Genomic DNA, 11,684 nt, shown 5'->3' with positions numbered 1-11,684 from the left:
CGCACCAGCCACTACAAACGACGAGGACACAGCCCATAGAACTGCCCAACCATCAGCACAAACACCGTTACAGTACTAGTGCCGCATCAGGCAACGTTCGCCCTTCGGGGACGCGTGACTTGATTGCTGCGCTGGGCGGCACCGGACAGCCAGAATGATCACGTGGCTGAACGTGTGCGGGTCCGGGAGATCGATGACGACGAGGGCAGGCGGTTGCTGCGGATCATCCGCAGAGGCACTGGGTCGGTGGTGACCTGGCGGCGGGCTCAGATGGTGCTGTTATCCGCGCAGGGCATGCCCGTGGCGAGGATCGCCGAGGCGACGTTCACCAGCCCGGACCGGGTCCGAGACGTGATCCACAACTTCAACGCCGACGGCTTCGATTCGCTCTACCCCAAGTACAAGGGCGGCCGGCCCAAGACCTTCACCCTCCCCGAACGCCGCGAGATCAAGAAGATCGCCAAGTCCAAGCCGGTCGAGCACGGCCTGCCGTTCTCGACCTGGAGCCTGGCCAAGCTGGCCGATTTCCTGGTCGCCGAGGGGGTGGTCGACGACATCAGCCACGAGGGCCTTCGGGCCCTGCTCCGCCAGGAGGGCGTCTCGTTTCAACGCATAAAGACCTGGAAAACCTCCCGCGACCCTAACTACGCCGCCAAGAAGGCCCGCGTCGAGCACCTCTACGCCATCGCTGACGGCGAGGTCATACCCGAGGCAGGCGAGCCCGAAGTCATCTTCTGCCTGGACGAGTTCGGGCCGCTCAATCTCCAACCCCATCCTGGTCGGCAGTGGGCCGAGCGCGGCGGACGGCACAAGGACCCCCTCCGCGAGCCCCGGCCCCGCCGGCGGGCGACCTACACCCGCCCGCACGGGGTCCGCCATCTGCTCGCCGCCTTGGACCTGGACAGGGACCGGCTCTACGGCCACATCAAACCGAAGAAGAACCGGACGAGGTTCCTGGAGTTCTGCCGCTACTTGCGCAGCCTCCACCCTCCCGAGATCCGCATCGCCATCGTGCTCGACAATTTCTCTCCGCACCTGACCACGAAGAAGGACACCCGGGTCGGCGACTGGGCCGCGGCCAACAACGTCGAGTTCGCCTACACGCCGACCAACAGCTCCTGGCTCAACCGCATCGAAGCCCAGTTCACCGCCCTGCGCTACTTAGGATTCCTTGCAAAGTGAGCTGTATTGCCTTGGGATGACAGGTCATTAGCCGGTGTTGTGTCTCTGTCTGGTGTTGTGGTGGGGGCGTTGGGCATGGTGCAGCGGAGGCCGTGGGAAGTCGAGGACGGGTTGTGGGAGCGGATTGCCGGGCTGCTGCCGGTGGTCAAGCGCCGGGTGCGGTATCCGGGTGGCAAACGGCTCGATGACCGGCGGGTGCTGAGCGGGATCCTGTTCGTGCTGTACACCGGCATCCCTTGGGAGTTCCTGCCCCAGGAGCTGGGATACGGCTCGGGCAGCACGTGCTGGCGCAGGCTGCGCGACTGGCATCAGGCCGGGGTGTGGCAGGCTCTTCACGAACTGCTGCTGGCCGAGCTGCGTGCGGCCGAGCTGCTGGACTTCTCCCGGGCCGCGGTCGACGGCTCCCATCTGCGGGCGATGAAGGGCGGCTCGAAGACCGGGCCCTCACCGGTGGACCGGGGAAAGACAGGCAGCAAGCACCACGTGATCACCGAAGCGCACGGCATCCCGCTGGCGGCCACGCTCACCGGCGGAAACCGCCACGACGTCACCCAGCTCATGCCGCTGGTCCACGCCATACCGGCCGTCAAAGGCAAGCGGGGGCGCCCCCGAAAGCGCCCCGGCGCTCTGTTCGCCGACCGTGCCTACGACTCCGACACCTACCGCCGCGAACTGCGCGAGGTGGGCATCCGCCCCCTCATCGCCCGCCGCGGGACCCAGCACGGCTCCGGTCTGGGCATCCACCGATGGGTCGCCGAAGCAGCCTTCGCCCTTCTGCACTGGTTCCGACGCCTGCGCATCCGCTGGGAGATCAGGGAAGACCTCCACGAAGCTTTCCTCATCCTCGGCTGCAGCATCATCTGCTGGCGACGCCTCAAAACCTCATTTTGCTAGGAGTCCTTAACCCTCGACGGCACCGACCATGTCAGCCACAAAGAGCAGGGCAGCATGATCCGCCGCTACATCCTCTGGCGGAACAAGCACGCCGACGACGAACGCCTCCGCGAGGTCGTCAACAGGGCGAACGTTGCCTGATGCGGCACTAGATCGTGCAGCGGTGCGGTGCACGCCAGCGCTTTGATGCGCTGCGCGAATCCGGTGTCTAAGGGTGCAGGTGCGGCATCCACTCTCCAAACGGTAAGGGGGAGCACTGACAATAGGGGGGCTCATGGCCGAAGTTGTCAGCGATGGTGGCCGAGATCAAGGCAGAACGCCCTGGTCATAACCCTTGTCCCTGTTCGACCAGGACGAGGGCCTGCGCCGCCAGGTGTTCCTCACCGACACCCCCTACTCCGGTGGCGGTTCCGCCCAGTTCCTGGAGGTCCGCCACCGCGGGCATGCCATCGTCGAGGGCCACATCCGGTGCGGCAAGACCACCGGCTTCGGCTGCTTCCCCTCCCGCCACTTCGGCATCAATGCCGTCTGGCTCGTACTCAGCCTCGCGGCAATCGACCTGCTGGCCTGGACCCGCGTCCTGCTGCTGGACGGCGAACTCGCGGTTGTCGAGCCGAAGAAGCTCCGCTACCGGCTGCTGCACGTCGCCGCACACCTCACCCGCGGCGGCCGCCGCCTGCGCTTGCGGATATCGGCGACCTGGCCCTGGAGACACGAACTGGCCACGGCCTTCCACCGCCTCGCCGCGCTACCCCGTCCCGCCGGCTGACCAGCAAACCCCTGACCGCCCACGCCCCGAAGGGCCCCCGGAGAACCCGACCACCGCGCCGGGACTCCATCGTGCCCAAAGCAACGAAACCACCCGGCCCACCCAGCCGCTGGCGATCAGCAACGCCTCATCGCCCCAAGCGAAACGGCGAGGTTGAAGCGGCGGCGCGCGGTCCCCGCCGGCACCGTCCCGGCAAGCTCCGCGCCGACAAGGCGTATTACTCCGCCGACCGCCTGAGGTGGCTGCGCGAACGCGGCATCGTCCCGCGCATCGCACGCCCCGGCATCGAGACCAGCGAGCGCCTGGGCCGACACCGCTGGAAGATCGAACGGTCGATCTCCTGACTCTTCGGATACCGCCGGCAAGCGTCGGACGACTCACAGGGCCGCCCACCCAGAGGATGTCCACTTTCGCCCATAACGGGTCAGGAATTCACCTCGTGCGCTGGATCAATTCTCACGATCGTGGAGGTGCGGTCGGCGGACACCAGGTCTGCCGCCCCCCGGCACTATGGGATGCGAGCTTCATGAACAACAAGGATCTGGTCCTCAAGGCAGTAGGTGAGCTGTTCGGCGACAAGGACACCTCCGCGGTGGACCGCTGGGTCTCCTCAACGTTCAAGCAACACAGCGCGCTGGCCGCCGACGGCCCTGAGGGCCTGCGCGGACTGGTCTCCTCGCTGCCCGCGGACTTCCGATACGAGGGCGCCCGGGTCATCGCCGACGGAGACCTCGTCGCGCTGCACGGGATCTACCACGGTTTCGGCTCCGCGCCGCTGGTCGCCTTCGATATCTTCCGCGTCGAGAACGGCAGGCTCGCCGAGCACTGGGACGCCCTGACGCCGGTGGTCAAGGAGACCGTCAGCGGTCGTTCCCAGACTGACGGCCCTGCCCAGGTCAGCGACCTGGGCAGCACCGAGGCGAACCGCAAGGTGGTCGCCGAGTACGCAGACAAGGTCCTCAAGGGCGCCGAATACTCGGTGGCCACCGACTACACCTCCACCGAGACCTACCTCCAGCACAACCCGGAGGCCGGTGACGGTCTCGACGGCTTCGGCGTGGCCGCAGCGAAGTGGGCCGCGCAGGGCAAGAACGTCGTCTACAAGACGATCTACAAGGTCATCGCGGAGGGCAACTTCGTTTTGGTTCAGGCCGATGGGGAGTTCGGCGGGCCGGTCGCGTATTACGATCTCTTCCGCCTTGCTGACGGGAAGATCGTTGAACACTGGGACGTCATCCAGGGGATCCCCGCCGAACTGCCCCACGAAAACGGCCTGTTCTGAGCCACATCTTCAGTACGGGCTTGGAGCCGACGGCGGCAGATGATGCCTGTGGTCAGGCCCGGTTTCCGCGCGGCCTACCGCCGAGGGAAATGAGGGTTTGTTTGTTTCCAGGCATCGCCATACCACTGGCTGCTCCTCCATATCGACGACCGCCACCTGCCGTGTAACAACGTGGCGCGGCATCTCCAGGTCCGGACAGGATGACAAAGCCTTCCAACACTGTGCGGACCGCACCGCAACCGAAACCTGTCTCGAGGAATCCTGAGACTCATGGCTACGCCAATGACCGACGCCGCATGGCGCACCTTCGTCAGCGAGAGCACGCGGACCGCGAAGATCGCTACCACTCGTGCCGACGGACGGCCGCACGTCGCGCCCGTGTGGTTCCTGCTGGACGGCGACAACGTCGTATTCAACACCGCTAAGAACAGCGTCAAGGGCCGTACGCTGATCCGCGATGGACGGGTCACCCTCTGCGTCGACGATGATCGGCCACCGTTCTCCTTCGTCGTTATCGATGGCCAGGCGGAGGTGAGCGAGGACGCACCGCAGGTGCGCGAATGGGCGGCTCGGATCGCGGCCCGCTACGTGGGAGAGAAACGTGCCCTGGAGTACGCCGCCCGTAACAGCGTGCCCGAGATCCTCCTGGTACGGATGTCGATCGACAAGGTTGTGGCGTTCAACGGCGTAGCTGACTGACAGAGCGGACAGTCGTGCACCGTCACCCCCGTGGATCTAGGTCCAGGCCTCATTACTTTCAGGGAAGGCTTCGGGCCGTTGAGGAGGGGTGTCAACCGTCTCGATTCGCCCGCCGCGGCCAATCGATGATTGTCGGTTCCCTGCACAGGATCTACCGCGAGCGTGATCGGTTCCTGCTGTCGTGGCGGTGCCCGACGGCAATCAACCCATTCGACCCGTTGGGGCATTCCGGAGTCCGGCTTCCGAGGTGGGCGATCCCTCGCCCGGCCAGGGGGGAGGAACAAGCGCTTCCTGGAGCTGTTCACTGCGCGCGGTCGTGGTGCGCCTTCGTCTCCGTGCCGTTCCATTTGTAGTAGTCGGTCTGGTCGAGCCCCATGAATCCCAGGAGACGCGCAGCGTATTCAGCGAACATCTGCTCAATCGTTTGGGGAAGGTTGTAGTAGGTAGGGATCCCACGACGGCGCCGGCCTCGGTCACCTGCGTCATGTTGCGCAGGTGGATGAGGTTGAAGGGTGTCTCGCGTACGCAGTGCACCAGTTGGCGTCGTTCCTTGAGGCAGACGTCCGCCGCCCGTTCGATCAGCGTGTTCGCCTGCCCTTGCGCGATCCGGCCCACAACGCCCAGCGCGCACGGCACGATCGCCATTCCCGACGAGGGGTAGCTGCCCGAGGTCGGCAGGCCGTGAGGTCCGCCGGGTCGTGTGCGGTGACCTTCTTGGACAGTTCGCCCAGGAGTGCTTCGACCGGATCCTGTTCTGCGGGGCCCCCGAACTCGTGTGCCACGAGTTGCGGCCTGTCTGCGAGACGATGAGGTCCACGTGGGCGACTCGATCGTCGTCCACAAGCCCCGAGAGCACGTAGCGCGCCATGCGCGTACCGCCGGCTCCCGTCACCGCCATCGTCATCCTGCGCCGCGCGCTCATGACTGTCCGTCCCTGCGGAGCACCGTCGGACCCATGCTGTGAGCGGCTCGGCCTGTCCGCAAATGGAACCTCCCGCCGCCGAGAGCAGCACTCCGGCGCCGACCCGTACCCCTCCGCTTTGCGTGCCTGCAGCGCTAGGAACCGTCGAGGAACTGTCCTGCAAGTGGCCCGCGGGCGACCGTCAGAAGGGAGGCTCGACGGCCCCGCGGTGTGGGGCATGCGCGGCCAGTGCGCCTTGGTCGCCGCGCCTTGGGCCCGATCCGGCTGCGCGGTCACTCGCGTCCGGGCCAGCCACCGTCGGGCCGTCCACGCGCCCGACCAGTCTCGCTGTAAGCCCAGGTCGCGACCTTGGTAGCGATCGGGGTATCGCGTGGATACGCGCCCCGGCCGAGCCCAGGAATGAGTCAGAACGCGTGTCGGGGATCTACTCGTCTGACGTCGGGGCGGAGATCATCTCTGGTGTTCTCCCCCGGCCAACTTCACGGAATCGCAGTGGTGTCCTCCCGTCACGTTTCCGGAAGAACTTCGTGAAGTCGCTGGGGTCATGGAAGCCCAGTCTGCGGGATATCTCCGCGGAGGTGGCGTCGGTGTGGACCAGGAGCCGCCTGGCTTCCAGGAGGATGCGGGCGTCGAGGTACTGCTTGGCGGTCGAGCCGGTCGCGGCCTGGGCGGCGCGGGAGAGGGTGCGGACGCTGTAGCCGAGGGCGGAGGCGTAGTCGTTGACGTGGTGGGAGTCGGCGAAGTCGCGTTCGACGGCCTCACGGAAGCTGCGGAAGACCTCGCTGTCCGACCCGGGGGAGGCGGGGGCCGGGCAGGCGTGGGCCAGACGCAGCAGGAGGACGCTCAGGAGGTGGCGCAGCGTCTCGATATGGGCGTCGAGGGGGAGGGAGGCCAGGTCGTTGTATTCGTGGACGAGGTGGCGCAGCGCGATGCTGGCGGAGCGGGCGTGCTGGCCGGTGGGGAGCATGGGCGCGTTGTTCTGGAGGGGTTCGGCGGTGACGAAGCCGGGTTGCCAGATGACGATGGTGCCCCGTGCTGCGGCGTGATCAGCGGGGGCGTACTGGTGGACCTGGCCGGCTTGCACCCAGAGCCAGGAACTCGATGCCAGTGCGTAGTCCTGGAAGTCCACGGTGTGCCGCACCGGGCCCTGCCTGACATGGATCAGGTGGTGGAAAGCCGGCCGGAGCGGCGCCGACAGGTCCAGTCCTCGCCGGTCCACGCGCACGGATAGCTCGGTGAAGTCGAGGACGTCGATCCCTATGGGGGCGCTCAGCGAGGGCCTGTAGGCCACGTCGGTGACGGAGAGCTGTCGCTTTTTTCCCATGATTGGTCTCCAGGTTACCGCTGGTCGTCGTCGGGCGGCCCATAGCGTCGAAAGCGGGGGGCACGCAGAGCCGAGGAGTTGATCGACGTGCGACTGATCGTGGGGATGACCGGAGCCACGGGTGCCGTACTCGGGCTTCGGCTGCTGCAGCAGCTGGCCGAGCTGCCCGAGGTGGAGACCCATCTCGTCCTCAGCCGTTGGGCGCGGGCCACCATCGAACTGGAGACCGGCCGCAGTGCCCGCGACCTCGCGGATCTCGCCGACGTCGTACACAGCCCCGAGGATCAGGGCGCGACCATCGCGTCGGGCTCGTTTCGGACCGACGGCATGGTGATCGTGCCGTGCTCGATGAAGACGCTGGCCGGCATCCGCGCGGGCTACGCCGACGGCCTGGTCGGCCGGGCCGCGGACGTGGTGCTCAAAGAGCGGCGCCCGTTGGTGCTCGTACCGCGTGAGACGCCGCTGAGCGAGATCCATCTGGAGAACATGCTCGCCCTGGCCCGCATGGGGGTGCGGATCGTGCCGCCCATGCCCGCTTTCTACAACCACCCCGCCTCGGTGGACGACATCGTCGAGCACATCACCGCCCGCATCCTCGACCAGTTCGCGCTGCCCGCCCCCGCCGCCAAGCGCTGGGAGGGCATGCGCGCCGCCCGGACCGCCACCATCCACCCCGCCGCCTGAAACGAAAGGACACCCCGCCATGGCCTACGACGACCTCCGCAGCTTTCTGGACACCCTGCACAAGGAGGGCCAGCTGCTTCGGATCAGCGACGAGGTCCTGCCGGAGCCGGATCTGGCGGCTGCCGCCAACGCGGCCGGCCGGATCGGCGAAGGCGCCCCCGCCTTGTACTTCGACAACGTGACCGGGTTCCACGACGCCCGGATCGTCATGAACGTCCACGGGTCCTGGCGCAACCACGCGCTCGCGCTCGGACTGCCCGCAGGCACCCCGGTCAAGGACCAGATCGAGGAGTTCGCGCGCCGCTGGGACGCCTTCCCGGTCGCCCCCGAGCGTCGCCAGCACGCGCCATGGCAGGAGAACACCATGGCAGGGGCGGACGTGGACCTGTTCACGGTCCTCCCGCTGTTCCGCCTCAACGACGGTGACGCCGGCTTCTACATCGACAAGGCGGCCGTTGTTTCCCGCGCCCCACAGGACCCGGACCATTTCGGCAAGCAGAACGTGGGCACCTACCGCCTCCAGGTCATCGGCCGCAACCGGCTCGCCCTCCAGCCCGTCCCTATGCACGACGTGGCCCAGCACCTGCGCACGGCCGAGAGCCGCGGCGAGGACCTGCCCATCGCGATCACCCTGGGCAACGACCCGGTGATGGTCATCGTGGCAGGCATGCCGATGGGTTACGACCAGTCCGAGTACGAGATGGCCGGTGCCCTGCGCGGCGCGCCCGCGCCCATCGCGACGGCACCGTTGACCGGATTCGACGTGCCGTGGGGCTCCGAGGTGGTCATCGAGGGCGTGATCGAGAGCCGCAAGCGCCAGATCGAGGGCCCCTTCGGCGAGTTCACCGGCCACTACTCCGGCGGCCGTCGGATGCCGGTGATCCGCATCGACCGGATCTCCTACCGCACGGACCCGATCTTCGAATCGCTCTACCTGGGCATGCCCTGGACCGAGGTGGACTACCTGGTCGGACCGAACACCTGCGTCCCACTGCTGAAGCAGTTGCGTGCGGAGTTCCCCGAAGTGCAGGCGGTCAACGCGATGTACACCCACGGCCTGGCCGTGATCATCTCCACGAAGAAGCGCTACGGCGGCTTCGCCAAGGCGGTCGGCATGCGCATGATGACCACCCCCCACGGCCTCGGCTACGTCAGCCAGGTGATCGTCGTCGACGAGGACATCGACCCCTTCGACCTGCCGCAGGTGATGTGGGCGATGTCGTGCAAGGTCAATCCCATAGACGACGTGGTCGTCATCCCGAACCTGTCCGTCATGGAATTGGCGCCGGCCGCTTCCCCGGTCGGCATCACCAGCAAGATGATCATCGACGCCACGACGCCTGTCTCGCCGGACGACCGCGGCAACTTCAGTACGCCGGTCAAGGATCTGCCCGAGACCAAGGCGTGGACCCAGCGCCTCCAGTCGCTGCTCGCCGCCCGCTGAATCCCTTCAGGAGTCACCGTGATCTGCCCCCGTTGTGCACACGGCACCATCGAGACCGTCAACGGCTCCCCGGTCCCCGGCGCGTGGGAGGTGCTCCAGTGCGGCCGCTGTCTGTTCATGTGGCGCACCACCGAACCCGCCCGCCGGACCCGACGCGACGCTTATCCGGTTGAGTTCCGGATGACCCCGGCAGACATCGACAACGCCCCCCAGGTCCCCGTGATCCCGCCTCTGCAAGTCCGCTGAACGGCCGCGCACGCGAAGGGCCACGCCCCGCAACCCCATCCCACGCTTGCAGAAGCGGCGTTTCGCAACCGGCGTCACATCGACCCGAGACCGCAGGAAACGACACAAGCCCCAGGGGGCTGGAGCTGACCTGCCCGCAACAGAACAGGAACCGATGTTGAACACGACCATCCTTGATGACGCGCCATGGCAGGGTCGGATCTTCACCGGCTCATGGCATGAAGCCCGCGGCGGAGTGAGCACCGTCCTCGAACCCGCGACCGGGGCCACCCTCGGCATCGTGGGCGCCGCCGGCATCGAGGACCTGACCGATTCTCTCGAGCAGGCGCGCGATGCCCAACGCACATGGGCAGCAGCCCCATACAGTGAACGAGCAGCAGTGATGCGCCGTGCGGGCGATCTGTGGCAGCGGCACAGCCGGGAGGTCGAGCACTGGCTGATCCGTGAAGCCGGCGCCACCCGCGCCAAAGCGACCTATGAGGTCCGCGGCGCGGCAGCCGAGTGCTTCGAGGCATCCAGCCTGCCCTCACACCCCCTCGGCGAAGTGATCCCCAGCGAACGTGCCTGGATGAGCATGACGCGCAGGCTCCCAGTCGGCGTGGTCGCCGTGATCGCCCCGTTCAATGCCCCCTTGAAACTCGCCATCCGTTCGGTCGCACCGGCTCTCGCCCTCGGCAACGCGGTCATCCTCAAGCCGGATCCGCGCACCGCCGTATCGGGCGGCGTGACGCTCGCCCGCATCTTCGAGGAAGCAGGACTGCCGGCGGGAGTCCTGCACGTGCTTCCAGGCGCAGCGGATGTCGGCTTGGCCCTGGTGGACCACCCGGCAGTACGCGCTGTCTCCTTCACCGGTTCCACTGCCGCAGGCCGCGCGGTCGGGCAGATCGCTGCGCGTCGTTTCATCCACACCCACCTCGAACTGGGCGGCAACAACGCACTGATCGTCTTGGAGGATGCCGATCTTGACCGAGCTGTGGGTGCGGCGATGCAGGGCACCTTCTTCCATCAAGGGCAGGTCTGCATGGCCAGCAGCCGACACCTGGTACACGAGTCGATCTACGAAGAGTTCGTACAACGGCTCGCAGACCAAACCGCGCAACTGACCGTTGGCGACCCCGCTGTTGAAGACGTCGCGCTGGGGCCGATCATCGACGACCGGCAGCGCGACAAGATCCACGCGCTCGTGACCGACAGCGTGCAGGCCGGAGCCAAGCTCATAACCGGCGGCAGCTACGAGGGCCTGTTCTACCGGCCGACCGTCCTGGCGGACAGCGGCCCGGGAATCCCCGCATACGACAGCGAAGTCTTCGGCCCAGTGGCCGCAGTCGCCCGCTTCAGCACCCTCGATGAAGCCGCCCACCTGGCCTCAGACAGCGAGTACGGACTCTCCCTGGGCATCCTCACCTCCGATGTCACCACCGGACTGGCGCTGGCCGAACGCATCCCCACGGGAACGGCCCACATCAACGACCAAACAATCAACGATGAGGCCAATGCGCCGTTCGGCGGCATGTTCGATTCAGGAACCGCCACGCGCTTCGGTGGCGCCCATGCCAACATCGAGGCATACACCGAAACCCGATGGATTACCGTCCGTCAGGAAACCCCGGCCTACGCGATGTAGCGACCAAGAGAGGCGAGTCTCAGCCATGGCCAGGCCAATTCTCCTGCTGATCGGGCGGCTGAGGGCAGGCCGCACCCCGGCCAGGGCATCTCGACCGGCTCAGGGCGCTCCATTCCTCCAGCCCAGGAGGTCCCCCAGGCCCTCGGCCACCAGGCCGTCCGCAAGAGCGCCAACGTCCGCTTCGTCAAGAGCAGCCGGATCCTGGGCGAGATCGCCGGCAGCCACACGGACCGCACCTGGGACATGCGCATGCGCGAACTCATCCGCCCCGACCTACTCGTTCTCGACGACTTCGCCATGCATCAGCGGCGGCAAGTCAAATCGGACACTGCACGGACCGCCGCAAAGCACATAAAATCCAAGCTAAGCCGCAGGTCAAGGGATTGAATTCGGAACGGCACACCTGAGTGGACGTTAAGTCCGATCTTCCTCGGTTCGTGATCGCTCGATCGTGGTACTGATCGTCGCGCAGGCCGCCTGCTGGGCATGTCCATGTTGAGATGCGGAACATGAAGCGAGAGCCGTACCCGAGCGACTTAGTGGGCGGTTCGTGAGCCTTTGAGTCGTTCTGTGGTCGCCTGATGGTGTGGGGTGGGGGCGAATTCCGCGGGTTC

The 11,684-nt window shown here is 66.7% G+C and carries 10 protein-coding genes and 4 pseudogenes; 12 read left to right on the top strand and 2 right to left on the bottom strand.

Features of this window, described 5'->3' with window-relative positions; translation table 11 throughout:
• Positions 1-162 precede the first annotated feature (162 nt).
• The 7 genes and pseudogenes from ACO1BR_RS42805 to ACO1BR_RS42775 form a co-directional block, all read left to right on the top strand.
• Positions 163-1,161: pseudogene (locus ACO1BR_RS42805) on the top strand (IS630 family transposase); the annotation flags it as partial.
• Positions 1,162-1,257: 96 nt separating this feature from the next.
• Entirely contained in the window at positions 1,258-2,076 is an 819-nt protein-coding gene (locus ACO1BR_RS42800; RefSeq protein WP_426800534.1) for an IS5 family transposase, read from the top strand.
• Positions 2,077-2,088: 12 nt separating this feature from the next.
• A pseudogene (locus ACO1BR_RS42795) lies at positions 2,089-2,217 on the top strand (transposase); the annotation flags it as partial.
• 193 nt (positions 2,218-2,410) lie between these two features.
• Positions 2,411-2,845, top strand: a pseudogene (locus ACO1BR_RS42790) (transposase); the annotation flags it as partial.
• A 71-nt stretch (positions 2,846-2,916) separates the two neighbouring features.
• Positions 2,917-3,189: a hypothetical protein gene (locus ACO1BR_RS42785; RefSeq protein WP_426800533.1), complete on the top strand. Its 273-nt coding sequence runs from the start codon at positions 2,917-2,919 to the stop codon at positions 3,187-3,189.
• A 182-nt stretch (positions 3,190-3,371) separates the two neighbouring features.
• Positions 3,372-4,127, top strand: coding sequence for a nuclear transport factor 2 family protein (locus ACO1BR_RS42780; RefSeq protein ID WP_426800532.1), 756 nt, complete (start codon positions 3,372-3,374; stop codon positions 4,125-4,127).
• A gap of 270 nt (positions 4,128-4,397) precedes the next feature.
• Complete coding sequence (locus tag ACO1BR_RS42775) at positions 4,398-4,826, top strand: PPOX class F420-dependent oxidoreductase (RefSeq protein WP_426800531.1); 429 nt, start codon at positions 4,398-4,400, stop codon at positions 4,824-4,826.
• A 465-nt stretch (positions 4,827-5,291) separates the two neighbouring features.
• Here ACO1BR_RS42775 and ACO1BR_RS42770 read toward each other — a convergent pair.
• Together ACO1BR_RS42770 and ACO1BR_RS42765 are read right to left on the bottom strand one after the other, a co-directional pair.
• Positions 5,292-5,471, bottom strand: a pseudogene (locus tag ACO1BR_RS42770) (flavoprotein); the annotation flags it as partial.
• Between the two features lie 701 nt (positions 5,472-6,172).
• Positions 6,173-7,072, bottom strand: coding sequence for a helix-turn-helix transcriptional regulator (locus ACO1BR_RS42765; RefSeq protein ID WP_426800530.1), 900 nt, complete (start codon positions 7,070-7,072; stop codon positions 6,173-6,175).
• 87 nt (positions 7,073-7,159) lie between these two features.
• Between ACO1BR_RS42765 and ACO1BR_RS42760 the strand changes: the two genes are divergently transcribed.
• The 5 genes from ACO1BR_RS42760 (at position 7,160) to ACO1BR_RS42740 (ending at position 11,457) form a co-directional block, all read left to right on the top strand.
• Positions 7,160-7,756 (top strand): non-oxidative hydroxyarylic acid decarboxylases subunit B, encoded by a 597-nt coding sequence (locus ACO1BR_RS42760; protein WP_426800529.1) that lies wholly within the window; start codon positions 7,160-7,162, stop codon positions 7,754-7,756.
• A gap of 19 nt (positions 7,757-7,775) precedes the next feature.
• Entirely contained in the window at positions 7,776-9,200 is a 1,425-nt protein-coding gene (locus ACO1BR_RS42755; protein WP_426800528.1) for a non-oxidative hydroxyarylic acid decarboxylases subunit C, read from the top strand.
• Positions 9,201-9,218: 18 nt separating this feature from the next.
• Positions 9,219-9,446, top strand: a complete 228-nt coding sequence (locus ACO1BR_RS42750) for a non-oxidative hydroxyarylic acid decarboxylases subunit D (protein WP_426800527.1) — start codon at positions 9,219-9,221, stop codon at positions 9,444-9,446.
• A 154-nt stretch (positions 9,447-9,600) separates the two neighbouring features.
• Positions 9,601-11,070 carry a benzaldehyde dehydrogenase gene (locus tag ACO1BR_RS42745; protein WP_426800526.1) on the top strand — a complete coding sequence of 490 codons (1,470 nt, stop codon included), beginning with the start codon at positions 9,601-9,603 and terminating at the stop codon, positions 11,068-11,070.
• Positions 11,071-11,157: 87 nt separating this feature from the next.
• Positions 11,158-11,457: an ATP-binding protein gene (locus tag ACO1BR_RS42740; protein WP_426800535.1), complete on the top strand. Its 300-nt coding sequence runs from the start codon at positions 11,158-11,160 to the stop codon at positions 11,455-11,457.
• The last annotated feature ends 227 nt before the right edge of the window (positions 11,458-11,684 follow it).

The sequence above is a fragment of the Streptomyces sp. YGL11-2 genome, assembly GCF_050054615.1.
Taxonomy (GTDB): Bacteria; Actinomycetota; Actinomycetes; order Streptomycetales; family Streptomycetaceae; genus Streptomyces.
This window is presented reverse-complemented; position numbering and strand designations above follow the sequence as displayed.

Excerpts from the sequence above, each read along its gene's own strand:
- ACO1BR_RS42755 (WP_426800528.1), top strand. The coding sequence starts at position 7,776 with ATGGCCTACGACGACCTCCGCAGCTTTCTGGACACCCTGCACAAGGAG.
- ACO1BR_RS42780 (WP_426800532.1), top strand. The coding sequence starts at position 3,372 with ATGAACAACAAGGATCTGGTCCTCAAGGCAGTAGGTGAGCTGTTCGGC.
- ACO1BR_RS42745 (WP_426800526.1), top strand. The coding sequence starts at position 9,601 with ATGTTGAACACGACCATCCTTGATGACGCGCCATGGCAGGGTCGGATC.
- ACO1BR_RS42775 (WP_426800531.1), top strand. The coding sequence starts at position 4,398 with ATGGCTACGCCAATGACCGACGCCGCATGGCGCACCTTCGTCAGCGAG.
- ACO1BR_RS42765 (WP_426800530.1), bottom strand. The coding sequence starts at position 7,072 with ATGGGAAAAAAGCGACAGCTCTCCGTCACCGACGTGGCCTACAGGCCC.
- ACO1BR_RS42800 (WP_426800534.1), top strand. The coding sequence starts at position 1,258 with ATGGTGCAGCGGAGGCCGTGGGAAGTCGAGGACGGGTTGTGGGAGCGG.